Origin of the sequence: Streptomyces sp. ASQP_92 (assembly GCF_025399895.1) — a bacterium.
Lineage (GTDB): Bacteria > Actinomycetota > Actinomycetes > Streptomycetales > Streptomycetaceae > Streptomyces.
This window is the reverse complement of sequence record NZ_JAODUA010000003.1, coordinates 21,186-46,937: the sequence shown is the minus strand read 5'-3', so window position 1 is coordinate 46,937 and position 25,752 is coordinate 21,186. Positions and strand designations below refer to the sequence as shown.

The following is a 25,752-nucleotide window of genomic DNA, read 5'->3' as shown; positions in this document are numbered from 1 at the left end:
CGTTGGGAGAGCCGCATGCACGTCCGTACCAGAGTGGCCGGTGTCATCACCGCCGCACTCCTCCTGTCGGCAGCCACCCCCACCGCGTTCGCCGATGACACGGCGACCGCCTCGCCGGGTGACATCGTCACCCAGTCCCCCACCGAGTTCCATCCGCTGCCCGGCCAGTGGACCAACACCAAGGCCTGGCACATCACCTACCGCTCCACCACCGCGAAGGGCGGCCCGAACGTCGTCTCCGGCACGGTCATCGTGCCCAACGACAGCCGCACCGGCCCGCGCCCGGTCGTGACGTACGCGGTCGGCACGGTCGGGCTCGACGACTCGTGCGCGCCCAGCGCCAACTTCCCGTACGGCACGGCCGTCGAGGCCACCCTGATCAACCAGGTCGTCCAGAAGGGCTGGGCGGTCGCGGTCACCGACTACGAGGGGCTCGGCACGCCCGGCGAGCACACCTACACGGTCGGCCGGGCCGAGGGCACCGCCGTCCTGGACGCGGCCCGCGCCGCCGAGCGCCTCGGCATCCCCGGCGTCGACGCCAACTCGCCCGTGGGAATCATGGGTTACTCACAGGGCGGCCAGGCCGCGAGCTGGGCGGCCGAGCTGCACGACACGTACGCCCCCGATCTGAGGGTGAAGGGCACCGCGACCGGCGGCGTCCCGGCCGACCTGATGAAGGTCGCCTCCTCCAACGACGGCGGCCTGGGTTCCGGCCTCATCTTCATGGCCGCCGCGGGCCAGAACGCGGCCTTCCCCGAGCTGAAGCTGGACACGTACCTGAACACGGCGGGCAAGGCGCTGGTCGGCTACTTCAGGACCAACTGCGTGGCGATCGACACGACGGTGGGCTCGTTCAAGCACATCACCGACCTGACCGTGAAGAACCCGCTGCAACAGCCCGACTGGCAGGCCCGGCTCGCCGAATCGAGGCTCGGCACGCACCGCCCGGACGCGCCGGTATACCTCTACCACGGCACGATCGACGAACTGATCCCGTACGCGGTGGGCCAACAGCTGCGCTCGGACTGGTGCGCCCAGGGCACGAACGTGGAGTGGCACGCGCTGCCGCTGCTCGGCCACATCGGCGGGGTGACGGCGGGCGGAGTCCCGGCCGCGAACTGGCTGGCCGAGCGCTTCGCGGGTACGGCACCTCACCCCAACTGCTAGCTCTGGCGCGCCTATTCGGGGCGCGGGCGGGCGGAAGGGAAAGCTCGCCCTCGGGCCCTCTACAACCCATACCGGCGGGCGGACTCCTCCTGCTGGGCGAGGCGGTGGAGGGCCCGCAGGACGGGGTCGAAGAGAACGGTGGCGGCGACGGCGACCTCGACCTTCTCCTCCTCGGAGGGGTGGGTCTCGACGAAGTCCAGGTCGCGGACGGCCGCCCGGTGCATGAGTTCGGCGTACGGGGCCATCAACTCGGCGTCCCAGGCGTAACCGAGCCGGTGCAGCGTGGCCACAGCGGTGATCAACGCCCGGTGATCCGGGGAGAGTTCACCGAGCTCGCGGGCGGTCGTCCAGCCCAGCGCATCGAGGAGCCGGCCCACCTCGACGCGGGCCGCGGCCACGGACGCGTCGCCGTCATCGGGGTCGGGCCCGTGCGGCAGGGCCCACAGGGCGGCGCCGAGACGGATGGTGCGGTCGAGCGAGTCGTCGTCGACGTACCCGATGACCTCCTTGGCCGTGGCGACGGTGAGCCCCCCGACCTCGATGAGGGCCCGCACGAGGCGGAGCCGGCGCACATGGCTCTCGTCGTAGTCGGCGGTGGTCGCGCCGACCTTGCGCCCCGGGGCGAGCATCCCCTGCCGCAGGTAGTACTTGATCATCGCCGCGGAGACCCCGCTCCGCTCACTCAACTCGGCCAGCCGCATCCCTTGCGCCCTCCTTCGGATAACGTCATTATCCAAGGTACCGGTAGGGGATAACTTCCTTATCCAAGACGGTACTTGAGGGCTATGGAGGCGACGCGATGTTCACCGGACCGAAGCCGAACCGTACGACCGCCGCGGCCGAGGGCGATGTGGTGGTGCTCCTGATCGGGATGCGCGTCAACCACTTCTGGGCCGTGCACCAGTGGGCCCCGGTGGGCCTCGCGATGCTCCGCATGCTGGCCGAGCTGAAGCGGGACCGGAGCCGGGGTCTGCTCGGCCACGTGCTGCTGACCGCGTCGCCGCGTACGTACTACGTGGTCCAGTACTGGGAGTCCAAGGAGAAGCTGTACTCCTACGCGCACTCGCCGCAGATGTTCCACCACCGGGCCTGGGCGATCCTCAACCGCAAGGAGCGGCAGGGGAAGGTGCGGGGGCACGTGGGTCTGTGGCACGAGACGTACATCGTTCCCGAGGGGTCCTACGAGTCCATCTATGCGGACATGCCGCCGTTCGGGCTTGCGGCGGCGACGGGGGTTGTGCCGTTGGCTCGGCGGGGCCGCACGGCGGCGGAACGCCTGTCCCGTCGAACCACCCCGACCGGGTGACCCCCAACCCCCTGGGGCTCCGCCCCAGCCCCCGAGGCCCCTTCGCCCGTGCAGCGGGTTGATTGGTTCCGCCCTTCCTGGGGCTCCGCCCCAGCCCCCGAGCACCCTTGCCCACCCACCCGGCCGTGCAGCGGGGTTGGATGGTTCCGCCCCTCCTGGGGCTCCGCCCCAGACCCCGTTCGCGCCTCAAGGGCGCTCGTCCTCAAACGCCGGACGGGCTGAGGTTGCCCGATGCGGGCCCGCACCGGTCCTGCCAGGGGCGCGAGGAACTGCGCGAGAAGCGGCCACGGTCCGCAGCCGACCGAGGGTTTTTTGGGGGCGCGGGGAACTGCGCGAGAGGCGACCGCGGTCCGCAACCGAGAGCGGGTTCAGGGGCGCGAGGAACTGCGCGACCAGCCCCGCACGGCCCGCAGACCGAAGGGCTCTTAGGGGCGCGGGGAACTGCGCGAGAAGCAGGCACGGTCCGCAGGATCAAGAGGGTTCAGGGGCGCGAGGAACTGCGCAAGACGCGACCGCGGCCCGAGCCGAGAGCGGATTCAGGGGCGCGGGGAACTGCGCGAAACCATGCGTGCGGGGCGCCGACGCAAGAGTGTTGGGGGCGCGGGGAACTGCGCGAAAGGCCTCGGCCCACCCGCACACGAACACCCGCCCCCCAACCAACCGCTACGCCGAACGCCGCCGACGCGCAACGACAACCAACCCCGCACCCCCCGCGAGAGCAACCCCCGCACCGCCCACAGCCCACGGCAACCCCGCCCCCGCACCCGTAGAGGCGAGAGAGCTGCTGCCGGCGGAGGCGGGAACCGGGGCGTTGGGGGCAGAGGCCGCCGACTTACCGCCCTGGTCGACAACGGCCGTGCCCGTGCCCGAGGAGCCCCCGGCCGGAGCCGAACCCCCGCCGCCCTTCTGCCCCTTGCCCGCGCCCTTGGACGCACCCTTGTCCTTCGCGGCCGCCGCAACCGCCGCCGCGTCCGCCTCATCCTTCTTGCGCGCCTCGAACTGCCCCTTGTCGAGGAACGCCTGCACGTCCGCGGGCGTACCGAGCAGCGCCTTCTTCGCGGCCGCCTTCACCGCGGGCCCGCCCTTGCCGAGGATCGCCGTGGCCAGCACCCGGTTGTCGATGGCGCGGGCCTCGAACTGGCCCTTGTCGAGGAAGGCCTGGACGTCCCCGGGCGTACCCTTCAGCGCCTTGATCCCGGCCGCCTTCACGCTCGGCCCGCCGAAGTTGATGACGCTGCTGGCGAGCACGCGGTTGTCGATGGCGCGCGCCTTGAACTGCTCCACCTCGAGGAACTCCTTGACGGATTCCCGGGTGTCCTCGTCCAGCGCCTTGCGCCCGGCCTCCCGTACCGAAGGCCCACCGACGCTGATGGCCTGGGCGACGCGCACCCGGTCATCCTGGAACCGGGCGTCGTACTGGCCCACCTCAAGGAACTTCCGGACCGCCGCCGCGCCCTTGTCGAGCGCGTTGGTCCCGGCCTCCCGGAAGCACGGCCCCGCGTCCTTGGCCCCCATCAGGCGGAGGAGTGCGACCCGGTCGTCGGCCGCCTGATCCGCGGAGTTCTTGGACCCCGCGTCGGACCCCGCGTCCGGCGCCGAGACCGCGGGCACCTTCGCGTCGGCGGCGAACGCCGGAGAGGCGAGCAGAACGGCCGGCGCGACGGCGGCGGACGCGACGAGCGCGGATATGCGCGTGAGCTTCAAGTGATTTCCCCAAGTACCCATCAATGGCCCAAAACGGCCACCCTTAGGGTATATCGACCTTTGCGCGCCGCATGGTCCGGATGGTCTCCGCCCCCCCCGTCACCGCCCCACGGCCGACGGCCAGCGGCGGACGGCGGACGGCCAGCGGCGGGCGGCCAGCGGCGGGCGGCCAGCGGCGGGCGGCCAGCGGCGGGCGGCCGACGTTCACCGACCGCCACCAGCCGCCGCCCTCAATGCACTCGGCGCTGCTCGCTCCCCAGGAACACCGGCACGCCCGAATCGAACTCCGACGGCGTCGCGGGCGGGACCGTCGGCTGGCCACCCCCACCGGCCCGGCGGCGCCGGCTGACCGGGGTGTTGTCGCGCACGTCCGCGATGCCCCGCTTCAGCGCGTCGCGGATCCATCGGCTGGCGGGGCGCTCGACGAAGCGGTGGATGAGCCAGGCCGTGGCCATCATCAGGGCGACGACCGAGACCACGAGCACGGGAGCGGCCACTCGCCCACGGAAGTGGTGAATGAGGGTCAGGCCTATGAACATGTGGATCAGGTACAGCGGATAGGTGAGCGCTCCGGCCGTGGAGAGCCACTTCCACTGCACCTTGTTGAACACGCCCAGCGCGATCGCGCCGACCATCAGGAATCCGGCCAGGATGACCAGCCGCACCGGCCAGGTGGGAAGGTTCTCCGCCGCCGCGTGGCCGAGGTTGCTGGCCATGCGGTAGCGGATGTAGCGCTGCGCCAGCAGGAACTGGAACACGACGAGGCCCCACAGCACCGGGTTCGATCCGTAGCGGCGCATGAGGTAGAAGGCGATGCCGGCGATGAAGAACGGCGCGTACTGAGGCATCGCGAACGCTACGAGGACGGGAGTGCCGAGGCCGGGCGCGAGGGCTGCCGCCACCGTCCACACCCCGCAGAAGACGAGCACGTTGCGGTACGTGACTCCGCACAGGACGACGATCGCCATCAGGATGTAGAACTTGATCTCCACGAACAGCGTCCAGTAGGCGCCGTCGACGTCCTTGGTGCCGTTGCCCGCCTGGAGCATCGTGAAGTTGACGATGACGTCGTCCCAGTGGCGTATCGAACTGATCTCCGGCCACTTCTTCACGACCAGCGCGGTGAGCGGGATGGCGACCCAATAAGCGGGGAACAGCCGGGAGACACGCGAGACGGCGAAGTCTCCGATCGTGCGCCCCCATACGCTCATGCAGATGACGAATCCACTGACGAGGAAGAAGACCTCGACCCCGAGCCAGCCGAACTGGGCGAACGGGTGCAGCGTCGGGAAGATCGTCGCCGGGTTGTGTCCCCAGGCGCTGCTCAGCGCGAGGTAGTGGTAGCCCACCACCATCAGGGCGGCGACGAGGCGGAGCCCGTCCAACGCTGCAAGTCTGGTCGCCGGCCGGCGCTGGGACATCGCGGAACCTCCAGCACCCTGGTCGAGGGCGCTACGGATCGGGTGTTCCCGGCAGCCGGGAATTACTTGTGGGTAGATTGTGTGCGGGACATGTTCTCATGGCTTTACCACATGAAGTCCAGAGGTGCCGGTCAGAAACTCGCGATGGGTGGGATTTCCCGAAGGATCACCCTGGGCCTCAGGAACTCTCCGGGCTTTGAGGCGCGGGCCTCAGGGACTCTCCGGGCCTTGCGGCACGGGCCTCAGAGCGGCCGGGGCCCCCCAACGGGGCCCCGGAGCGCGGGTCTCGGAGCGCGGGTCTCGGAGCGCGGACCCCGGAGTGACGCATACCTCAGGGCGCGGCCTCACAGCGCGGATCCCCGGACCGCGGCTACCAGGACCGCGGCTACCAGGGCACGGGCCTGGGAGCGGGACGTGCCTCAGGGTGCGGAACGGGTGCGCGGGGACCAGCGGTCGCCCCGCATGAGGTTGCCCAGGCCCGCCCAGGCGAAGTTCATCAGGGTGGCAGCCGCCTCCTTGGCGGTGACGGAGTCCGCTTCGTTGGCCCAGCCCGCCAGCGACTCCGCCGCGCCCACGAGCGCCTGGGCCAGTCCGGTCACATCACGCTCGGCCAACTCCGTTGCTCCGTGGGCCTCTTGGGCCGCCGCGTGGATCAGCGTCGTCACGAACGCGACGATCTCCTCGCGCATCAGGGAGACCTCCCGCGCGAACGGCTCCCCGTGCGTTCGGGCCTGGCGGTGCAGCACGGACCAGGCGTCGGGGTGCTCGGCAGTGTGCGTGAAGAACGCCCTCAGGCCTGACCAGAGTTGGCCGTCGGCGGTGAGGCCGGGTTCCACGCCGTCCCGTACGGCCGCGACGAGGGCCTGGGCCTCTCGGCGGATGCAGGCGGTGAAGAGGTCTTCCTTGGAGTTGAGGTAGAGGTACACCAACGGCTTTGATACGCCCGCGCGTTCGGCTATCTCGTCCATCGAGGCGGCGCGGTAGCCGCGGCGGCCGAAGGTCACGACGGCGGCGTCGAGCATCTGCCGTTCCCGCACGGCTCGCGGCATCCGCCTGCCCTTGACGTCGCCCTCGCCCTCGGCTTTGCCGTCGCTGTCGCCCTCGCCCTCGCCCTCGCCCACGTGGATCCTGGCCCTTCTGGCTGCTGTGCGGTGCTTGCTGTTGGCAAGGGTATGCGGGGGGGGTGGGCCGGGGGTTTGTCCCCCACCCCGCCCCTTCCCGAAACCCTCCGGGGGTGGGGGTGTGCGTCCCCGGCGGGGGCTTGAGTGCGCAGAGAGAGGGGGGCGGGGCCCGGGGGTTCGGACTCGGGTGCGGGCCGTGCGTGGCTGGTCGCGCAGTTCCCCGCGCCCCTCAACCCCCTTCGACCCGCGGACCGTGCCCGCGTCTCGCGCAGTTCCCCGCGCCCCTTAACCCCTTCAACCTGCGGACCGTGCCCGCGTCTCGCGCAGTTCCCCGCGCCCCCAAACCCCCTCACCCCTGCGGACCGCGCCCCCAACTCCCTTCAACCCGCGGACCCTGGTCGCTGCTCGCGCAGTTCCCCGCGCCCCCAGCCGGGGCCCGTCAACGAACGCCGGGGCCCGTCAGCGGACCACGTCGAAGACGTTCTTCTGCAAACCGTTCGCGTATGCCTCGTGTGCCACGAGCTTCAGGTGCTGCGTGTCCTTGTCCGTCGTGCTGAACAGGCGCTTGCCCGCGCCAAGCAGGAGGGGGAAGACCAGCAGGTGGTAGCGGTCGATCAGGCCCGCGTCCGACAGGGCGTGATTCAGCGTGGCGCTGCCGTGGACGATGATCGGGCCGCCCTCCGTCTCCTTCAGCGCGGCCACATCGGCGAGCGAGCGCAGAATCGTGGTCTCGCCCCAGTTCGGCACCAGTTGGTCCTCGGTGAGCGTGGTGGAGACCACGTACTTCGGCATCGCCTTGTAGTCCGCGAAGTCCTCCATGTCGGGCCACACCGGGCTGAACGCCTCATAGCTCGCCCGGCCCAGCAACATGGCCGTCGCCTCCTGCTGCTCCTCGCCCTTGAGGGCGAACGCCTCGGGCAGGAAGTCGATGTCCTTGAAGGTCCAACCGGAGTTGCGATACCCCGGCTCGCCGCCCGGCGCCTCCACTACGCCGTCGAGCGAGATGAACGCGGTGCTGATCAGGGTACGCATCTGGGGTTCCTCGGAATCTCGGGTCGTCGGGTTCGGTTCTCGGCAGGGTCGAGGATCGGTGCTCACCGCGACGGCCCACGGGATGTGCGATACGCGTCATGTACTACGCGTCGCGCGTCGCGCCTCACACCTCACATCTCACGGCCGCACCAGCCATGATTTTGACTGGTGACCATGGAGGAACTCATCGGTCGTGGCGTGGGGCATTTCTCCGTGGCGGGGAGCTCCTGCGCTCTCATCGCCCGACGGCGACGGCGCCATCACGCTAAGCGAGCCCCAAGTCCCGGCCACGCAAGGCGAGTTGAGGCACCGAGACACCAAGGCACCAAAGCACCAAGGGCCCGAACGCGCGGACGCCCGCATCCCCGCCTGAGCGGGGTACGGGCGTCCGGGGCTGCGGGGTGCGGGGTGCCGGCCGGGTCAGGCGGCGGTCGCGACCGGGGTCTGGTTCTCGCGCGTGCGGGACTCGTACTCGTCGTCCACCGGCGAGAGGTGGACCGAGTCGAACGCGCCCCGGTCGAGGATGTTCTCGCGGGCCGACACGATGACCGGGACCAGCGCCTGGCCCGCCACGTTCGTGGCCGTGCGCATCATGTCCAGGACCGGGTCGATCGCCATGAGCAGGCCGACGCCCTCCAGGGGCAGGCCCAGCGTGGAGAGGGTCAAGGTCAGCATGACCGTGGCGCCCGTCAGGCCCGCCGTCGCGGCGGAGCCGATGACCGACACGAAGGCGATCAGGACGTAGTCGCCGAGGCCGAGGTGCACGTCGAAGATCTGGGCGATGAAGATCGCCGCCAGCGCGGGGTAGATCGCGGCGCAGCCGTCCATCTTGGTGGTCGAGCCGAACGGCACCGCGAAGGAGGCGTACTCCTTGGGGACGCCCAGGCGTTCGGTGACCTTCTGGGTCAGCGGCATCGTGCCCACGGAGGAGCGGGAGACGAAGGCGAGCTGGATCGCGGGCCAGGCACCCTTGAAGAACTGGAGCGGGTTGACCTTGGCGACGGTGGCGAGCAGCACCGGGTACACCCCGAACATCACCAGCGCGCAGCCGATGTAGACGTCGGCGGTGAAGGTGGCGTACTTGCCGATGAGGTCCCAGCCGTAGTCGGCGATGGCGAAGCCGATGAGGCCGAGCGTGCCGAGCGGGGCGAGCCGGATGACCCACCACAGGGCCTTCTGGAGGAGTTCCAGGACGGCCTCGCTGAGCGTGAGGATCGGCTTGGCCTTCTCGCCGAGCTGGAGGAGCGCGATGCCGGCGACGGCGGCCATGAAGACGATCTGGAGGACGTTCAGCTCGGTGAAGGGCGTGACCACGTCCGTCGGGATGATGCCGGTGAGGAAGTCCAGCCAGGAGCCCGTGTGCTTGGGCAGCTTGCCGTCCTTCGGGGTCAGGCCGGTGCCCGAGCCCGGGTTGGTGAGCAGGCCGATGGCGAGGCCGATGGCCACCGCGATCAGCGAGGTGATCATGAACCAGAGCAGGGTGCGGGTGGCGAGCCGGGCCGCGTTGTTGACCTTGCGCAGGTTGGTGATCGACACCAGGATCGCGAAGAAGACGAGCGGGGCCACGGCCAGCTTCAGGAGCTGGACGAAGATGTCGCCGATCTGGCCGAGGGTCTCCTTGAGCCAGCCGATGTCCTGGCTGCGGGCGAGCCAGCCGAGCAGGCCGCCGAGGACGAGACCCGCGATGATCTGGGCCCAGAACGGGAACTTCGAGGATATGGAGAAGCCGGACTTGGGCTGCTTCTCCTGGTCGGACTCGGAGGTCGCGGGGGACGCGGAGGACACGGAAACACTCCCGGGTGAGCGAGGACGGGGACGTTCAGACGGATGAGCGCGGCGCCCGTTCACGAGGGACTGGTCAGCGTGGACCGGTCACGTAGAGCTGGGGACACCGCCGCATGATGCCGGGGTCAGACGTCGCGGCAACAGACCGCGGACATGCAGCGGCAGAGGTCGACATGCAGACGCGCCACGAGCGGAACGGCGCCGCCGGTGGGGTGCTGGTGCACTGCTGCTGTCATCACGTCGAATACGTTAACACTTGAACTTTGAGAACCTCAAAGCAGTTCTTTTACCCCCGTACCCCCGTACCCCCGTACCCCCGTACCCCCGGATGACCCGCAGGTCGTACGGGAGGGGCTCGGAGTGGCACGGCCCGGGGTGCTCGGACGGTCCGGACGGGCCGGGAACGGCGGCGGCCCGGGTCCCGAGCGGTGTGCTCGGGACCCGGGCCGGCCGGGGTGTGGGAAGGCTGACGCGTCGCGCGCCGCCTACTGGGTGACGCCGTCCTCCTGGCTGCGGTTCGCTTCCAGCTTCGCCTTGGCGCGCTCCACCTTGGTGACGATCTGGGCGGACATCGCGTCGCGCTGCTTGCGCAGGAGGACGTAGCTGAGCGGCGCGGAGATGACCAGCGCGAGCAGGATGACCCAGACGAGGTTGGCGTTGCCCGCGCCCTTGGGCACGACGCCGAACTGGACCAGCAGGCCGACGAAGACCAGGCTGCCGATGAAGATCCCCACGCGCAGCATGGTGTACCAGATGGTGGCGCTCGGCTTGGCGGCGTTCACGACTGACCTTCTCTCTACGGTGGCCCCTGCCCGACTAGTGAAGCACGCCCACAATTGGATCAGTTCAGGGGGAGCGGGGAGCGGCTGGATCAGTTCAGGGGGAGCAGCATGATGATGTCGTCCCTGTCGTCGCCCTCGGCGACCCGGATCGCGCCGGGCACCCGCCCGACCTCCTTGTATCCGCACGACGCGTAGAAGCGGTCGACGCCGGTGCCGCCCCGGCAGGTGAGCCGGATCGCCTCGATGCCCTCGAAGCCGCGCACCGCCTCGGCGGTCGCCTCCATCAGGTCGCGTCCATATCCCTTGCCCTGGTGGGCCGGGTGCACCATCACCGTGTACAGCCACACCCAGTGGGTCATGAGGCGGTGGGTGTTGTACGCGATGAACGCGGTGGCGGCGACCTGTCCGTCCTCGTCGAACCCGACGAGGAGCCGCATGCGGCCCTCGGCCATGGCCATGAAGTGCTTGACCAGTTCGGGGCGTACGTCCTCGACGGAGACCGGCGGGACGAAGCCGACGGCCCCGCCCGCGTTGGACACCTCGGTCCACAGGGCGAGGATTCCGTCACGCAGGGCGGGGGTGACCGGCGGGTCGAGCTGGAACGTCAGTGCCATGGGACCGCTCAGAAACGCATCGGCTGGGGCGCTTCGCGCAGCGAGGCGTCCGGGCCGGGGTACTCGCGGATGATCTCGTAGCGCGTGTTGCGCTCCACGGGACGGAAGCCGGCCTCGCGGATGAGGTCGAGCAGGTCGTCCCGGGTGAGCTTGTTCGGCGTGCCGTAGTTGTCGGCGTCGTGCGTGATCTTGTACTCGACGACCGAGCCGTCCATGTCGTCGGCGCCGTGCTGGAGCGCGAGCTGCGTGGTCTGGAGCCCGTGCATGACCCAGAAGCACTTCACGTGCGGCACGTTGTCGAACAGGAGACGGGAGACCGCGAAGGTCTTGAGCGCCTCGGCACCGGTGGCCATCGTGGTGCGCGCCTGGAGCTTGTTGCGGACCTTGCCGTCCTGGACGTCCACGAAGTCGTGCTGGTAGCGCAGCGGGATGAAGACCTGGAAGCCGCCGGTCTCGTCCTGGAGCTCGCGAAGGCGCAGCACGTGGTCGACGCGGTGACGCGGCTCCTCGATGTGCCCGTACAGCATCGTCGCCGGGGTCTTGAGCCCCTTCTCGTGGGCGAGGCGGTGGATGCGCGACCAGTCTTCCCAGTGGGTGCGGTGGTCCACGATGTGCTGGCGGACCTCCCAGTCGAAGATCTCCGCGCCGCCACCGGTCAGCGATTCGAGGCCGGCGTCGATCAGCTCGTCGAGGATCTCGGAGGCGGTCAGGCCGGAGATCGTCTCGAAGTGGTGGATCTCGGTCGCCGTGAACGCCTTGAGCCCGACGTTCGGCAGCGCCTCCTTGAGGGCCTTGAGCGAGCGCGGGTAGTAGCGCCAAGGGAGCGTCGGGTGAAGGCCGTTGACGATGTGCAGCTCGGTGAGGTTCTCGTTCTCCATCGCCTTGGCGAGGCGGACGGCCTCCTCGATGCGCATCGTGTACGCGTCCTTCTCACCCGGCTTGCGCTGGAACGAGCAGTACGCGCACGACGCCGTGCACACGTTGGTCATGTTGAGGTGACGGTTCACGTTGAAGTGGACGACGTCGCCGTTCTTGCGCGTGCGCACCTCGTGGGCGAGCCCGCCGAGCCAGGCCAGATCGTCCGACGCGTAGAGCGCGACGCCGTCCTCGCGGCTGAGCCGCTCACCGGCCCGGACCTTCTGCTCCAGCTCGCGCTTGAGTCCCGCGTCCATCAAGGCCGCCTCCCATACGTGTGTCTTTCAGGCTCCACCAAAGGTACGCCCCGGCCTACTCGGGAAGTTCCCCGACCCGGTTCTCCCACTTCGTGGAGAGCACGATCGTGGTGCGGGTGCGCGAGACGCCCTTGGTCGAGCCGAGGCGGCGGATCGTCTTCTCCAGGCCGTCCACGTCACCGGCGCGGATCTTGAGCATGTACGAGTCGTCTCCGGCGATGAACCAGCAGTCCTCGATCTCGGCGAGGTCGCGCAGCCGGCGGGCCACGTCCTCGTGGTCGGCGGCGTCCGAGAGCGAGATGCCGATCAGCGCGGTGACGCCGAGGCCGAGCGAGGCGGCGTCGACGGTGGCGCGGTATCCGGTGATGACACCGGCCGCCTCCAGGCGGTTGATGCGGTCGGTGACGCTGGGGCCGGAGAGCCCGACGAGCCGGCCCAGTTCCGCGTACGAGGCCCTGCCGTTCTCGCGCAGTGCCTGGATGAGCTGCCTATCGACGGCGTCCATATGCCTGAAGCCTTCCATTGTTCAGCGATACCGCGAGTTTACGTGTAGAATCTAAGGCATGCAGGGGCGACACCCTGCGAATCATGCAGCTGTATGGATAAATTTCCAGCAGATCAAAGACGATCTTTCAGGAGTTGTCACCGTGTACACGATCGAGATGGCCTACGCCCGGATGCGCGAGCTTCAGGATCTGGCCAACCGGTCCCGTGCCAACCAGCCCTCGGCGAAGCTCCGCGCGCCCAAGCGCGCCGCCAAGAAGCGCTAATCCCCCGGGGAGCCTCCCCCGAGGTCTCGGCGCCGCTCGATGGGGCGCCCCGATCCGAGCTCTCCCTCCCAACGGCGGTACAGGCCGTGCGGCACCCCCGCCGCGTCCAGTACACGCCCCGCGACGAAGTCCACCAGATCCTGGATGTGCGTCGCACCCGCGTAGAACGCCGGAGAGGCGGGCAGCACCACGGCGCCCGCCTCGTCCAGCGTCACCAGGTGCTTGAGTGTCTGCCCGTTCAACGGCGTCTCGCGCACCGCGACCACCAGCTTCCGCCGCTCCTTGAGCGTCACGCTCGCGGCCCGCTGCAACAGGTCCTTCGAAAGCCCGAGCGCGACCCCGGCCACACAGGCCGTCGACGCCGGCACGATCAGCATCCCCTTCACCGGGTACGAGCCCGACGAGGGCCCCGCCGCGAGATCCCCCGCCGCCCAGTGGCGTACGTCCGAGACGTCGAGCCCGCCGAACGTGTCCGGCTTGCCGTCCGCACCACGCGCCAGCCACGCCCGCAGATCGTCCTGCCAGTGCGCGTCCCGGAAGGCGATGCCCGTCTCGTCGAGCAGCGTCAGACGCGAGGCCCGCGACACCACCAGGTCGACGCTCTCCCCCGCGGCCAGCAGCGCGCGCAGCACCGCCGCCGCGTACGGCGTCCCCGAGGCACCCGACACGCCGACGATCCAGGGCGTGCGCTGCTGACTGTGTACGTTCACGTGCTCCACGTGTCCGAGCCTATCCGGCGGCCCGGCGGGGCCGGGTCAGGTGCTCAGACGGTCAGGCCCCGCACCAGCAGATCGATCAGCGCACAGACGAAAAGGGCGATGCCGATGAAGCCGTTGACCTGGAAGAACGCCCGGTTGAGGCGGGACAGGTCGTGCGGCTTGACCAGGGTGTGCTCATAGAGGAAGGCCGCGAGCACGATCAGGAGGCCCAGCCAGAAGAAGAACCCGGCGCCGGTCGCCAGGGCGTACCAGACGAGCAGCGCCATCGTCACGGCGTGGCAGCCGCGCGCGCCGTGAATCGCGGCCGGGATGCCGAAGCGGGCCGGCACCGACTTCACGCCGTGGCCGCGGTCGGCCTCCACGTCCTGGCAGGCGTAGATCAGGTCGAAGCCGCCGATCCAGATGCCGATCGCGAGGCCGAGGATCACCGCGTCCCACGACCACGAGCCGGTGACCGCGATCCACGCGCCGACCGGGCCCATCGCCTGGGCGATACCGAGGATGGCCTGCGGGAAGTTGGTGAACCGCTTCCCGTACGGATAGACCACCATCGGGACCACCGCCACCGGCGCGAGCGCCAGGCACAGCGGGTTGAGGGCGGCGGCCGCGCCGAGGAAGACGACGAGCGCGATGAGCGCACCCGTCCAGGCCGAGCGCACCGACACCGCGCCGGTGACCAGTTCACGGCCCGCGGTGCGCGGGTTACGGGCGTCGATCTCGCGGTCGATGATCCGGTTGCAGGCCATCGCGAAGGTGCGCAGGCCCACCATGGCGACGGTGACCAGGAGCAGCCGCCCCCAGTGGATGTTCTTGTCGAGCTGGTACATCGCGGTCAGGGCCGCGGTGTAGGCGAAGGGCAGCGCGAAGACCGAGTGCTCGATCATGACCAGGCGCAGAAACGCCTTGGTGCGGCCCGGCTGGGGCATCGCTGCGGCTGAGGCACTCACTAGAGCCCGTACTCCTTCCAGCGGCGGTCGACCTTCGACGCCGTATCCGGGTCCGACTCGACCATGGCGGGCCAGCCGCCGTCGCGGGTGTAGCCCTCCTCGGGCCACTTCGCGGTCGCGTCGATGCCCGCCTTGCCGCCCCAGAACTGCTGGTAGGAGGCGTGGTCGAGATGGTCGACCGGCCCTTCGACGACGGTCAGGTCACGGGCGTAGTCGGTGTTCCCGAACGCCCGCCAGGACACTTCATGCAGATTGTGGACGTCACAGTCGGCATCGACGATCACGATCAGCTTGGTCAGGGACATCATGTGCGCGCCCCAGATGGCGTGCATCACCTTCTGGGCGTGCTTGGGGTACTTCTTGTCGATCGAGACGATCGCGCAGTTGTGGAAGCCGCCCGACTCCGGCAGGTGGTAGTCCACGATGTCCGGCACGATGATCTTGAGGAGCGGCAGGAAGAACCGCTCGGTGGCCCGGCCCAGCGGACCGTCCTCGGTGGGCGGGCGGCCGACCACGATGGACTGGAGCAGCGGGCGCTTGCGCATGGTGACGCAGTCGATCGTCAGCGCGGGGAACGGTTCCTGCGGGGTGTAGAACCCGGTGTGGTCGCCGAACGGGCCCTCGGGCAGCATCTCGCCCGGCTCCAGCCAGCCCTCGATGACGACCTCGGCGTTGGCCGGGACCTGGAGCGGCACCGTCTTGCAGTCGACCATCTCGATCCGCTTGCCCTGGATGAACCCGGCGAAGAGGTACTCGTCGATGTCGCCCGGCAGCGGCGCGGTCGAGGCGTAGGTGACGGCGGGCGGGCAGCCGAAGGCGATCGCGACCGGCAGCCGCTCACCGCGCTTGGCGGCGACCGCGTAGTGGTTGCGGCTGTCCTTGTGGATCTGCCAGTGCATGCCGATGGTGCGCTTGTCGTGGCGCTGGAGGCGGTAGAGGCCGAGGTTGCGCACACCCGTCTCGGGGTGCTTGGTGTGGGTGAGGCCCAGGTTGAAGAACGAGCCGCCGTCCTCGGGCCAGGTGAACAGCGCGGGCAGCAGGTCGAGATCGACGTCGTCGCCCTTGAGGACGACCTCCTGGACGGGCGCGGCCTCCTGCTTCACCTTCTTCGGCGGCACGTGCACCATCGAGCCGAGCTTGCCGAAGGCCTCGCGGATGCCGACGAACCCCTGCGGCAGCTCGGGCTTGAGCAGCCCGCCGATCTTGTCGCTGATCTCCTCGTACGAGGAGAGACCGAGCGCCTTGAGGAGCCGGCGGTCGGTGCCGTACACGTTCATGGCCAGGGGCATGGAGGCGCCCTTGACGTTCTCGAAGAGGAGGGCGGGGCCGCCGGCCTTGTTGACCCGGTCGACGATCTCGCCGACTTCCAGATACGGGTCGACCTCGGCCTTGATGCGCTTGAGGTCGCCCTCGCGCTCCAGCGCCCTGAGCAGCGATCGGAGATCGTCATAAGCCATGGGGTCAAGTATCGGGCACCCGATACCCTGGGCCCGTCACCGGGGCCGAGGCACGGCCCGCAACCGTTCCCGGGGGGACCGTTAGAACATGCTCAGGTATCTGCCGTTCCTGCTGGTCCTGGCGCTGTGGATCTACGCGTTCATCGACTGCCTGAACACCCCCGAGGAAGAGGTCAAGGGCCTCCCCAAGGTGGTGTGGATCATCATCGTGCTGCTCTTCGGCGAGGTTCTGGTCGGGCCGGTCGCGTGGCTGGTGGCGGGCAAGGCCCGCCGGGGTCCCGGCGCGGGCCCCTCCCGCTGGACCGCCCCCGACGACAACCCCGCCTTCCTCGCGTCCCTCGGGGAGGGGGCGAAGGGGGACGGGGCGATGCCGAAGGACCACGAGGCGTTGCTGCGGGACGACGAGGCGTTGCTGCAGGACTGGGAGGCGGATTTGCGGCGTCGTGAGGAGGAGTTGAAGCGGCGCGAGCGTGGCGAAGAGAGCTAGCCCCCTTCCCCGAACCCCCTCGGGGGTGGGCCCCCCGGCTCCCCCGCCGTTTGCGCAGTTCCCCGCGCCCCTGAGCCCTCGGCCGTGTGCGGGCCGTGCCCGCTTCTCGCGCAGTTCCCCGCGCCCCTGAAACCCGCTTTCGTCTGCGGGCCGCAGGTGGCTGATCGCGCAGTTCCCCGCGCCCCTAACCCCCCGGTCATGTGCGGACCGTGGTCGCTTCTCGCGCAGTTCCCCGCGCCCCTAGCTACTCGGTGCGGGCCCGCACGGGGCACCTCAGCCCGTCCGGCGATTGAGGACGAGCGCCCTTAAGGCGCGATACGGGGTCTGGGGCGGAGCCCCAGGGAGGCCCGGAACCAACCAACCCCGCCGCACGGGCGGGCGGGTGGGCAAAGGTGCTCGGGGTATGGGGCGGAGCCCCAGGGGGGCGGAACCAACCAACCCGTGGCACGGGCGGGCGGGTGGGAAAACCCCCCGGCTCAAACCCCCGCGTACGAGTGCTTGCCGTTCACGAAGATGTTCACGCCGTAGTAGTTGAACAGCCAGCACCCGAACGCGATCAACGCGAGCGTCGCCGCCTTGCGGCCCTTCCAACCGGCCGTGGCGCGGGCGTGCAGGTAGCAGGCATACGCGACCCAGGTGATGAAGGACCAGACCTCCTTGGGGTCCCAGCCCCAGTAGCGGCCCCACGCGTCCCCCGCCCAGATCGCCCCCGCGATGATCGTGAACGTCCACAGCGGGAAGACCGCCGCGTTCACGCGGTAGGAGAACTTGTCGAGCGAGGACGCGGCGGGCAGGCGCTCCATGACGGAGGTCGCGAAGCTGCCGGGCTTGCCGCCCTCCGCCAGCTTGGCCTCGTACCGGTCGCGGAAGAGGTACAGGATCGTGGCGACCGCGCCCACGTAGAACACCGCGCCGCAGAAGATCGCGGTGGAGACGTGGATCCACAGCCAGTACGAGTGCAGCGCGGGCACGAGCTGGTCGCTGGCGGTGTAGAGCACGGTGACGGCGAGGCCGAGGTCGAGCAGGACCGTGGTGACCAGCGGAAGGCCGAGCCAGCCGACGTTCTTCTTCAGGGCGAGCAGCGCCAGGTACACGCCGACCGCGACCGTGGAGAAGGTCAGGTTGAACTCGTACATGTTGCCCCACGGCGCCCGCTGTACGGACAGCGCGCGGGTGAGCACACCGGCGAACTCGATGAGGAAGGCGAGCACCGTCAGGGAGACGGCGATGCGGCCGTAGAGGTCGCCCTTCTCGTCCCCGCCCGACGCGCCGGGCCCGTCCGGTACGTTCCGGGCGCCACTGGCGGACCGGGTCACGACCTTGGGGCGTTCCAGGACGGTGGTGCCGCCGTTCTTGGTGGCGACCTCGACCTTCACGGTGCCCGCGTCCTGGGACTCACCGGCGCCGGTCAGCGCGGCCGCCGTACGGGCGACCTTGCTGCGGCTGCCGAACAGCCACTCGGCCATGTTGGCGAAGAAGGCCAGCAGGTACACGGCCATCGACGAATAGATCAGGTAGTTGCTGGTGTGCGCCAGGCTCTCATTGGTGGCGGCGGCGAGATTCACTTCTCAGCCCCTTCGGCAGGAACAACTGCGGATTCGGGTTCGGGATCCGGCGCGGTGGGCGCCTCGGGGATGAGCGTGACCGCGAGGTCGGCCAGCTCCTCGGGAAGCTTCGCGGACTCACTGCGGCCGAGCCCGGCCATCTCGACGACGGTCACTCCGTCGTCGCCCCTGACGGCCCGGACCCAGACCCGGCGCCGCTGGATGAACAGCGATCCGGCGAGGCCGGCGATGGCACCGATCGCGCCCGCGAGGGCGAGGCCGCTGCCGGGCTGGTGGGTGATCTGGAAGCTCGCCCACTGCTTGATGGGGCCCTTGTCGAAGGTGATCGACCCGGCGCCGTCCGGCAGTTGGAGGCTCTCGCCGGGCAGCAGCAGCTTCTTGAGGATCTTGCCCTGGTCGTCCTTGAAGGGCGTGATCGAGCGGCTGCTGGTGTCCAGCTGGTACACGTTCTTGGGCAGGCCCGAGTTGAGGCCGAGGTCGCCGTGGTAGGCGCCGATGTTGAGGACCGGGAAGTCGGGCGCGGGGAACTTCGAGAACATCTGGGTCGCCCCGGTGCCCTTGCCGCCGAACGTCGGCACGAAGAACGCGGCGAAGCCGAGCTGGTCCTTGTTGCCCTTGGCGTCGCGGTACCCGTCGAGCACCTTGATGGCGCCGCTGGAGGTGAGGTTGTTGTCCATCGGCAGCAGCGGCACCGCGCCGTGGAAGACCACATTGCCCTTGCCGTCCTTGACGGTGACCGACGGCGCGTAACCGTGGGAGAGCAGGTAGACCTTGGAGCCGTCGACGACGAGCGGCTTGTTGACCTCGACGGCCTTCTGCCGGGGCTTGCCGTCGGCGCCCTCGGAGTACGTCAGATGCGCCTTGAACTCGCGGGCCGTGCCCAGCTCGGGCCCGTTGCGCTCGTACGACGCGTCGAAGCGGTCCAGGGTGAAGCTGAACGGGGTGAGGTCCTCGGTGTCGAACATCGAGCCCGACTTGAAGTCGTCGTACTGGGTGAGGGTGTTGGAGAACCCGTCGCCCTGGACGATCAGCTTGCCGCCCTCGGACTTGAAGAGCTGGCCGGTGGCGAACGCGACCAGGATCACGATCAGCGAGACGTGGAAGATCAGGTTCCCGGCCTCGCGCAGATAGCCCTTCTCGGCGGCGACGGCGTCCCCGCTGATCCGGGAGCGGAAGCGGCGGCTCTTGAGCAGCGCGAGCGCGGCCTCGCGGACGTGCTCGGGCTCGGCCTCGGTACGCCACGTCGTGTACGCGGGCAGCCGGGTCAGGCGGCCGGGCGCGGCCGGCGGCCGACCGCGGAGCTGGCCGACGAACTGCCAGGTGCGCGGCACGATGCAGCCGATGAGCGAGACGAACAGCAGGATGTAGATCGCGGAGAACCACACCGAGCTGTAGACGTGGAACAGGCCGAGCTTGTCGTAGATCGGCGAGATGGTGTCGTGCCGCTTCTGGAAGTCGGCGACCTTCATCTCGTCCACGCTGGTCTGCGGGATCAGCGAGCCGGGGATGGCGCCGAGCGACAGCAGGAAGAGCAGGATCAGCGCGACCCGCATCGAGGTGAGCTGACGCCAGAACCAGCGGATCCAGCCGAACGCCCCGATGCCGACGGGGCCGTTGGACCGCTCCTCGGTGGGCGCGGTGGAGAGCTGCGCCCCGGCCTCGCCGAGGTCGGGCTCCGGAGCCGGTCCGGTCTTGTCGATCTTGCTCATGCGTCAGACACCCACCTGAAAGCCTTGGGACCAGCCCTGAACCTGCTGGACGAGCTCCGCCCAAGCGCCGGTCAGCAGCAGCACCCCGGTCACGATCATCATGCCGCCGCCGATCCGCATCACCCATGCGTAGTGCTTCTTGACCCAGCCGAAGGCTCCGAGCGCCTTGCGGAAGGCGACCGCCGCGAGCACGAAGGGCAGTCCGAGGCCGAGACAGTACGCGACCGTCAGTATCGCCCCGCGCCCGGCGCTCGCCTGGTCCATGGCCAGCGCGTTCACCGAGGTGAGCGTCGGGCCCAGGCACGGCGTCCAGCCGATGCCGAACAGGGCGCCGAGCAGTGGCGCTCCCGCGAGACCGGTCACCGGCCGCTTGTGGAAGCGGAATTCGCGCTGGGTCATCCACGGCATGAGGCCCAGGAAGAAGACGCCCATGAGGATCATGAGGACGCCGAGGATCTTGGAGAGCGCGGTGCTGTGGGTCTGGAGGTTCTGGCCGAAGTAGCCGAACAGCGCGCCGCCGGAGACGAAGACGGCGGTGAAGCCGAGGACGAACAGGCCGGCGCCGGCGACCATCCGGCCGCGCCGGGCCTCGGCCAGGTCGGTGCCGGTGACTCCGGTCACGTACGAGAGATAGCCGGGGACCAGGGGCAGTACGCAGGGCGAGAAGAACGAGACGAGGCCGCCGAGTACGGCGACCGGCAGGGCCACGAGAAGGGCCCCGCTGAAGACCGTCTCGTTCATCGAGCCGACGGCGGCCAGTGCCATCACGCGATCACTTCTCCGCGATCAGCGGGTCGATCATCTGGTGCAGTTTGGTGTCGTCGAGCGCCATCAGGGCGCGGGCGGCGATCTTTCCGTTCCGGTCGAGAACGATCGTCGACGGAATGGCCTGCGGATTCAGACTGCCCTTCGGGAAACGCAGAATGAGCTTGCCGATCGGGTCGTACAGACTCGGATAGTCGACGCCGAATTCCTTTTCGAACTGCTGGGCCGGGCCCTTGTCGGTGTCGCGGGTATTGATCCCGACGAACTCGACACCCTTGGCCTTCGTCTCCTTGGAGACCTTGGCCAGATACGGTGCCTCGGCCCGGCAGGGCGCGCACCAGGAGCCCCAGACGTTCAGTACGACGACCTTTCCCTTGAGGGAGGCGACGTCGAGCTGCTTGCCGTCGACGGTTTCCCCGGACAGCGCCGGGGCGTCCTGGCGGTCGCCCTTGGCGACGGTGGCCACGCCGCCGGTGCCGGTGACGAACTTGGTGTCACCGGAACCGCCGGACGTACCACCGGAACCGCAGGCCGTCAGGGTCAGCGCACCGGCGGCCGCGACAGCCGCGGCCAGCGTCAGGGTGCGACGGCGTCGAAAGGCAGGACTCACGGACATGTGAAAAGTTTCGCATGGCGGTTCCGGGGATCTTCCGCGCCCCCCTGGCTGCCCGTAAAGCCCCTTGTCAAGGACGCCTAAACGGTCTTCATGAACGCGTTCCAGCCACCGGCGGGGGCCTGTCCCACCCGGAGTCCGCGCAGCTTGGCGAGCACCTTCGGGTCCTGCACGTCGAGCCAGTCGACGTACTGCTTGAAGGAGACGAGCCTCACATCCTTCTTCTCGTCCCGCTTGGCCACGATGCCCTTGAACGCCTCTTCGACGGCGTCCATATAGATGCCGCCGTTCCACTGCTCGAAGTGGTTTCCGATGTAGAAGGGCGCGCGATTCGTTTCGTAGGCACGCTTGAATCCGGCGAGATACGCCTCGGTGGCCTGCTTGCGCCAGCCGGGATAGTTGGCCGGCGGCGCCTTGGTCGAATTCTTCGACTGGTTCGCGAGGATGTTGTAGTCCATCGACAGGACCTCGAACGAGTGCCCGGGGAAGGGTATTTGCTGGAGCGGCAGGTCCCACAGGCCGTGGCGCTTGACCGGCCACATCTGGGTGCCGCCGGGCGAGGAGGCGTCGTAGCGCCAGCCCAGCTTCTGCGCGGTGGGCAGCAGGTTGTCCTGGCCGAGCAGGCAGGGGGTGCGGCCGCCGGCGAGCTCGCGCTTGTAGTCGAAGGGCAGCGGGTCCTCGTCCGTCCAGCCGGTGTTGGTCTTCCACTGGGTGACGAAGCCGATCGCCTGGTCTATCTCGCTCTGCCACTGGGCGGCGGTCCAGTGCTCGACGGTGCCGTGCCCGGAGCAGAAGTGGCCGTTGAAGTGGGTGCCTATCTCATGGCCGTCGTTCCAGGCCTGGCGCACGTACTTCAGCGTCTCCTTGATGTGCGCGTCGGAGAGGTAGCCGATGTCGGAGGCGCCCACCGCGTTGTTCGGCGGCCGGTAGAGGCGCTTCTTGGCCTCCGGCAGCAGATACAGGCCGGAGAGGAAGAACGTCATGCCCGCGCCGTGGTCCTTGGCGAGCTGGAGGAAGCGCGGGAAGAGGCCGTTGCCGACCTCGCCGGCGCCGTCCCAGGAGAAGATGACGAACTGGGGCGGGGTCTGGCCGGGTTCGAGGGGGACGGGCTTCTCGGGCTGGTGCGGCTGCTTGCCGGTGTCGGCGGTGGAACCGTCGCCTATCAGTTTCGCGTCGGCCTTCTTGCCGGCCGCGTCACCGCTGTCGCCGCCCTTGCCCTGGCCCTTGCCACCCGATCCGCTACCGCCCGACGTGCCGCAGCCGGTCAGGCCGGCCGCCGCGGCGGCTCCCAGACCCAGGCCCAGCATGCCCCTACGGCTGAAGTTCCGGCTGCTCTCCCGCATAAGTCCGTCCGATCCCATCGCGCCACCGTCGTCTCGTCGTCCTCGAACCCAAGCGCGTCACCGCAGTTGGGCGATCTGTGAGATGCCGGGTGAAACAGGGATGGTTCCCCACAGCTCGCACAAATCTTCGTAAACCGTACGAGATGCCGGTGCGGGCCGAAGGGGCGGGGGGTGGAGGTCCGGTGAACGGCCGGGCCGGCCGGGGTGAGCCGGCCGGCCCGCCGCGTCAGGCGCCGAAGGCCTTCGACTTGCCCTTGACCGGCTTGGCACCGGCCAGCAGATGTGCCGGTACGAGATCGCGGGCGGGCTCGCTGTAGCCCACCGACACGATCCGGTCGCCCTGATAGGTGAAGCTGGTCAGCGAGGCCAGCGTGCACTGCCGCTTGCGCGGGTCGTGCCACAGGCGCCGCTTCTCGACGAAGCTGCGCACGATCCAGATCGGCAACTGGTGGCTGACGCACACCGCCTCGTGACCCCGGGCGGCGTCGCGCGCCGCGTCCAGGGCGCCCATCATCCGCACGACCTGCTCGACGTAGGGCTCGCCCCACGACGGCCGGAACGGGTTCGTCAGGTGCTTCCAGTTGGCCGGCTTGCGCAGGGCGCCGTCGCCGACCCCGAACGTCTTGCCCTCGAAGACGTTGCCCGCCTCGATCAGTCGGGGATCGGTCGCCAGGTCCAGGCCGTGCGCCTTGGCGATCGGCGTAGCCGTCTCCTGGGCGCGCTCCAGGGGGGAGGCGACGACGTGGGTGATGTCACGGCCCGCCAGGTGCTCGGCGACCCGGTCGGCCATCTGCCGGCCGAGCTCGGAGAGGTGGTAGCCCGCACGCCGCCCGTAGAGCACGCCGTCCGGGTTGTGCACCTCGCCGTGGCGCATCACATGCACGACGGTGAGGTCGCTGTCGCTCTTGCCGTTCTGGCGCTCGTTGTTCTCGCGCTTGCTGTTCTCGCGCTTGCTGTTCTCGCTCATGCGGTGGCCTCCGCTGCGGCACGGGCGGCGGCGGGCAGCGCGGCCGCGATGCGCTCGATCGCGCGCTCGTCGTGGGCGGTCGACACGAACCAGGACTCGAACGCGGAGGGCGGCAGATAGACGCCCTGGGACAGCATCGAGTGGAAGAACCCGTTGAAGCGGAAGGCTTCCTGCTTCTTCGCGTCGTCGTAGTCGCGGACCTCGTCGGGGGTGAAGAAGACGGAGAACATGTTGCTCGCCGTCTGGAGCCGGTGGGCCACGCCCTCCTTGCTGAGCGCCGCGGTGACGAGCCCCTGGATCTCCCGGGACACGGCGTCGACCTTCGCGTACGCCGCGTCGTCGAGCAGCCGGAGCTGGGCGAGACCGGCCGCGGTGGCGATCGGGTTCCCGGAGAGGGTGCCCGCCTGGTAGACGGGGCCCGCCGGGGCGAGGTGGCCCATGACGTCGGCGCGGCCGCCGAACGCCGCGGCCGGGAAGCCGCCGCCCATGACCTTGCCGAACGTCATGAGGTCCGGCACGACGCCGTCGACGCCGAACCAGCCCGCCTTGGACGTACGGAACCCGGTCATCACCTCGTCGGAGATGTAGAGCGCGCCGTTCTTGGCGCAGGCCGCCTTCAGACCGGCGTTGAAGCCGTCCGCCGGCGGGACGACGCCCATGTTGCCGGGCGAGGCCTCGGTGATCACGCAGGCGATCTCGCCCGGGTTGGCGTGGAACGCCGCGTGCACCGCGTCCAGGTCGTTGTACGGCAGCACGATCGTGTCGCCGGCCTGGGCGCCGGTGACGCCGGGGGTGTCGGGGAGGCCGAAGGTGGCGACCCCGGAACCGGCGGCGGCGAGCAGCGCGTCCACATGGCCGTGGTAGCAGCCGGCGAACTTGATCACCTTGGCGCGACCCGTGAAGCCACGGGCCAGGCGGATCGCCGACATGGTCGCCTCGGTGCCGGAGGACACCAGCCGGACCTGCTCGACCGGTTCGACCCGGGCCACGATCTCCTCGGCGAGCGCGACCTCGCCTTCGCCGGGCGTGCCGAAGGAGGTGCCGCGGGCGACGGCCTCCTGCACGGCGGCGATGACCTCGGGGTGCGCGTGTCCGAGGATCATCGGGCCCCACGAGCAGACCAGGTCGACGTACTCGCGGCCGTCGGCGTCGGTCAGGTAGGGACCCGTACCGGACACCATGAACCGGGGCGTACCGCCCACGGCCCGGAAGGCGCGGACGGGGGAGTTCACGCCGCCGGGCGTCACGGCGGACGCACGGTCGAAGAGGTTCTGCGAAACTGGGGCGTCGTATTCGTACGGATAGCTCACACCGCCATGGTGGCAGAGGCCCGGACGTTCTTGCGGACTGGTGTTTCACCGCACCCGCGCGGGGGAGGTCAATGACACGATGATCCGCAGATGATCGAGTTGCATCGGCGGATGATCGGGTTGCGCGGTGGGGGTCGCGCCATCTACAAACAGTCGGGCTACAAGCAGTCGGGTGAAGGATATGCATCGCGGTGGCGGACTGGGCGAGGGGACCGATGACCGGGGCCCCGAGCGCGCCCACCGGCGGGGACGGCACCGGCGACGCGACGCCCAGGACCGGATCGATCGGGTCGCGGACGGCGTCGGGGCGGGGAACGGAAGTGGCCGCATGGGGGTGACCTACAAGTATTTCGGTGCCCCGGACGGCGCGACCGCCGCTCGGGTGCCGGTCACCATGCGTCCCGAGGAGCTCGGCGGCGACGAGCTGGGCATGGGCGGCATGTTCACCAAGATCAAGCCGGAGACGATGGCCGCGATGGTCCTCACCGGCATCCAGGGCATACCTCTGCACAAGGTCCCGCCCCTGGAACTGGTCGTCCTGCACCCCGACTACGCGGTGGTCAAGCTCCCCATGACGGTCGTCGACCCGCTGCGCGGCGTCGGGGAGGAGACCGTGGGTGCGGCCGCCTTCATCTGGTCCACGGTCCCGGACCGCGGCGGCCCGCGCGACGCGTTCAACGTCTACCAACTCCTGCACGAATGGCAGGACTTCTCGCACCGCCTGCACGAGGCGGGCCACCAGCCGTACTGCCTGGTCTGGCCCTGACGCCGCGGCGGCCGGCGGTTCGGGCCCCGGGCCCCGGGCCCCGGGCGGCGCCTGCCCGCCGGCACCTCCGCCCCGCCTACCCGTCGGCGCCCCCGCCCCGCGCGCCGCCTGCCCGGCGGTACCTCCGCCGGGCGCCCTGTCCGGCCCGTCCGCCCCGTCCGGCCGGTCTCCCCGGGATGACGGGGGCGGCTCCAAAGACGTGCCGCGATCGCCTTGGAGCATCGTCCACC

General features: G+C 69.6%; 25 protein-coding genes. 5 read left to right on the top strand and 20 right to left on the bottom strand.

Translation table 11 applies throughout. From position 1 onward, the window contains the following. The first annotated feature begins 15 nt into the window (after nucleotides 1-15). Complete coding sequence (locus N4G70_RS09675; protein WP_261712140.1) at nucleotides 16-1,167, top strand: lipase family protein; 1,152 nt, start codon at nucleotides 16-18, stop codon at nucleotides 1,165-1,167. Between the two features lie 59 nt (nucleotides 1,168-1,226). Here N4G70_RS09675 and N4G70_RS09670 read toward each other — a convergent pair whose 3' ends face one another. Next, nucleotides 1,227-1,868: a MerR family transcriptional regulator gene (locus N4G70_RS09670; RefSeq protein WP_261712139.1), complete on the bottom strand. Its 642-nt coding sequence runs from the start codon at nucleotides 1,866-1,868 to the stop codon at nucleotides 1,227-1,229. A gap of 98 nt (nucleotides 1,869-1,966) precedes the next feature. On the opposite strand from N4G70_RS09670, the gene N4G70_RS09665 reads away from it, so the two are divergent. After that, entirely contained in the window at nucleotides 1,967-2,473 is a 507-nt protein-coding gene (locus N4G70_RS09665) for a DUF4188 domain-containing protein (protein ID WP_261712138.1), read from the top strand. 663 nt (nucleotides 2,474-3,136) lie between these two features. Here the strand turns inward: N4G70_RS09665 and N4G70_RS09660 are convergent. From N4G70_RS09660 to N4G70_RS09620, 9 genes are all read right to left on the bottom strand, one after another. Beyond that, nucleotides 3,137-4,177: an ALF repeat-containing protein gene (locus N4G70_RS09660; protein ID WP_261712137.1), complete on the bottom strand. Its 1,041-nt coding sequence runs from the start codon at nucleotides 4,175-4,177 to the stop codon at nucleotides 3,137-3,139. Nucleotides 4,178-4,407: 230 nt separating this feature from the next. Further along, nucleotides 4,408-5,562: an acyltransferase gene (locus tag N4G70_RS09655; RefSeq protein WP_261712136.1), complete on the bottom strand. Its 1,155-nt coding sequence runs from the start codon at nucleotides 5,560-5,562 to the stop codon at nucleotides 4,408-4,410. Between the two features lie 455 nt (nucleotides 5,563-6,017). After that, on the bottom strand, nucleotides 6,018-6,647 hold the full coding sequence (locus N4G70_RS09650; protein ID WP_261712571.1) for a TetR/AcrR family transcriptional regulator: 630 nt from the start codon (nucleotides 6,645-6,647) through the stop codon (nucleotides 6,018-6,020). 531 nt (nucleotides 6,648-7,178) lie between these two features. Further along, nucleotides 7,179-7,751 carry a dihydrofolate reductase family protein gene (locus tag N4G70_RS09645; RefSeq protein WP_261712135.1) on the bottom strand — a complete coding sequence of 191 codons (573 nt, stop codon included), beginning with the start codon at nucleotides 7,749-7,751 and terminating at the stop codon, nucleotides 7,179-7,181. 420 nt (nucleotides 7,752-8,171) lie between these two features. Beyond that, nucleotides 8,172-9,536 (bottom strand): dicarboxylate/amino acid:cation symporter, encoded by a 1,365-nt coding sequence (locus N4G70_RS09640; RefSeq protein ID WP_261712133.1) that lies wholly within the window; start codon nucleotides 9,534-9,536, stop codon nucleotides 8,172-8,174. A gap of 485 nt (nucleotides 9,537-10,021) precedes the next feature. After that, nucleotides 10,022-10,318 (bottom strand): DUF4229 domain-containing protein, encoded by a 297-nt coding sequence (locus N4G70_RS09635; protein ID WP_261712132.1) that lies wholly within the window; start codon nucleotides 10,316-10,318, stop codon nucleotides 10,022-10,024. 89 nt (nucleotides 10,319-10,407) lie between these two features. Further along, nucleotides 10,408-10,932, bottom strand: coding sequence for a GNAT family N-acetyltransferase (locus N4G70_RS09630; RefSeq protein ID WP_261712131.1), 525 nt, complete (start codon nucleotides 10,930-10,932; stop codon nucleotides 10,408-10,410). A gap of 8 nt (nucleotides 10,933-10,940) precedes the next feature. Continuing rightward, nucleotides 10,941-12,104, bottom strand: a complete 1,164-nt coding sequence (gene mqnE, locus N4G70_RS09625; RefSeq protein ID WP_261712130.1) for an aminofutalosine synthase MqnE — start codon at nucleotides 12,102-12,104, stop codon at nucleotides 10,941-10,943. Between the two features lie 55 nt (nucleotides 12,105-12,159). After that, on the bottom strand, nucleotides 12,160-12,609 hold the full coding sequence (locus tag N4G70_RS09620; protein ID WP_053728817.1) for an Lrp/AsnC family transcriptional regulator: 450 nt from the start codon (nucleotides 12,607-12,609) through the stop codon (nucleotides 12,160-12,162). A gap of 142 nt (nucleotides 12,610-12,751) precedes the next feature. Here N4G70_RS09620 and N4G70_RS09615 point away from each other — a divergent pair, with 142 nt between their 5' ends. Then, nucleotides 12,752-12,874 (top strand): hypothetical protein, encoded by a 123-nt coding sequence (locus tag N4G70_RS09615; protein ID WP_261712607.1) that lies wholly within the window; start codon nucleotides 12,752-12,754, stop codon nucleotides 12,872-12,874. Here the strand turns inward: N4G70_RS09615 and N4G70_RS09610 are convergent. Genes N4G70_RS09610 through N4G70_RS09600 form a run of 3 tightly spaced genes read right to left on the bottom strand, consistent with a single transcriptional unit; the run spans nucleotide 12,871 to nucleotide 15,997 of the window. After that, complete coding sequence (locus N4G70_RS09610) at nucleotides 12,871-13,593, bottom strand: UbiX family flavin prenyltransferase (RefSeq protein WP_261712128.1); 723 nt, start codon at nucleotides 13,591-13,593, stop codon at nucleotides 12,871-12,873. The genes N4G70_RS09615 and N4G70_RS09610 overlap by 4 nt on opposite strands. 44 nt (nucleotides 13,594-13,637) lie before the next feature. Further along, nucleotides 13,638-14,540 (bottom strand): menaquinone biosynthesis prenyltransferase MqnP, encoded by a 903-nt coding sequence (gene mqnP / locus N4G70_RS09605; protein ID WP_261712127.1) that lies wholly within the window; start codon nucleotides 14,538-14,540, stop codon nucleotides 13,638-13,640. Then, nucleotides 14,540-15,997, bottom strand: coding sequence for a menaquinone biosynthesis decarboxylase (locus tag N4G70_RS09600; RefSeq protein ID WP_261712126.1), 1,458 nt, complete (start codon nucleotides 15,995-15,997; stop codon nucleotides 14,540-14,542). The genes mqnP and N4G70_RS09600 overlap by 1 nt, the downstream gene beginning before the upstream one ends. A gap of 88 nt (nucleotides 15,998-16,085) precedes the next feature. On the opposite strand from N4G70_RS09600, the gene N4G70_RS09595 reads away from it, so the two are divergent. After that, a complete protein-coding gene (locus N4G70_RS09595) occupies nucleotides 16,086-16,484 on the top strand; it encodes a PLD nuclease N-terminal domain-containing protein (protein WP_261712125.1) in 399 nt (132 codons plus the stop codon). A gap of 476 nt (nucleotides 16,485-16,960) precedes the next feature. Here N4G70_RS09595 and ccsB read toward each other — a convergent pair whose 3' ends face one another. From ccsB to hemL, 7 genes are all read right to left on the bottom strand, one after another. Further along, nucleotides 16,961-18,049, bottom strand: a complete 1,089-nt coding sequence (ccsB, locus tag N4G70_RS09590) for a c-type cytochrome biogenesis protein CcsB (RefSeq protein WP_261712124.1) — start codon at nucleotides 18,047-18,049, stop codon at nucleotides 16,961-16,963. Beyond that, nucleotides 18,046-19,758 (bottom strand): cytochrome c biogenesis protein ResB, encoded by a 1,713-nt coding sequence (locus N4G70_RS09585; RefSeq protein WP_261712123.1) that lies wholly within the window; start codon nucleotides 19,756-19,758, stop codon nucleotides 18,046-18,048. Before N4G70_RS09585 ends, ccsB begins: the two co-directional genes overlap by 4 nt. A 3-nt stretch (nucleotides 19,759-19,761) precedes the next feature. After that, on the bottom strand, nucleotides 19,762-20,523 hold the full coding sequence (locus N4G70_RS09580) for a cytochrome c biogenesis CcdA family protein (RefSeq protein WP_120722020.1): 762 nt from the start codon (nucleotides 20,521-20,523) through the stop codon (nucleotides 19,762-19,764). 7 nt (nucleotides 20,524-20,530) lie between these two features. After that, entirely contained in the window at nucleotides 20,531-21,139 is a 609-nt protein-coding gene (locus N4G70_RS09575; protein ID WP_261712122.1) for a TlpA disulfide reductase family protein, read from the bottom strand. 77 nt (nucleotides 21,140-21,216) lie between these two features. Continuing rightward, nucleotides 21,217-22,497, bottom strand: coding sequence for a hypothetical protein (locus N4G70_RS09570; protein ID WP_261712121.1), 1,281 nt, complete (start codon nucleotides 22,495-22,497; stop codon nucleotides 21,217-21,219). A 208-nt stretch (nucleotides 22,498-22,705) separates the two neighbouring features. Beyond that, nucleotides 22,706-23,353: a histidine phosphatase family protein gene (locus N4G70_RS09565; RefSeq protein ID WP_261712570.1), complete on the bottom strand. Its 648-nt coding sequence runs from the start codon at nucleotides 23,351-23,353 to the stop codon at nucleotides 22,706-22,708. A gap of 89 nt (nucleotides 23,354-23,442) precedes the next feature. Further along, nucleotides 23,443-24,756 (bottom strand): glutamate-1-semialdehyde 2,1-aminomutase, encoded by a 1,314-nt coding sequence (hemL, locus tag N4G70_RS09560; RefSeq protein WP_261712119.1) that lies wholly within the window; start codon nucleotides 24,754-24,756, stop codon nucleotides 23,443-23,445. A gap of 181 nt (nucleotides 24,757-24,937) precedes the next feature. Here hemL and N4G70_RS09555 point away from each other — a divergent pair, with 181 nt between their 5' ends. Continuing rightward, nucleotides 24,938-25,522, top strand: a complete 585-nt coding sequence (locus N4G70_RS09555) for a hypothetical protein (protein ID WP_261712569.1) — start codon at nucleotides 24,938-24,940, stop codon at nucleotides 25,520-25,522. The last annotated feature ends 230 nt before the right edge of the window (nucleotides 25,523-25,752 follow it).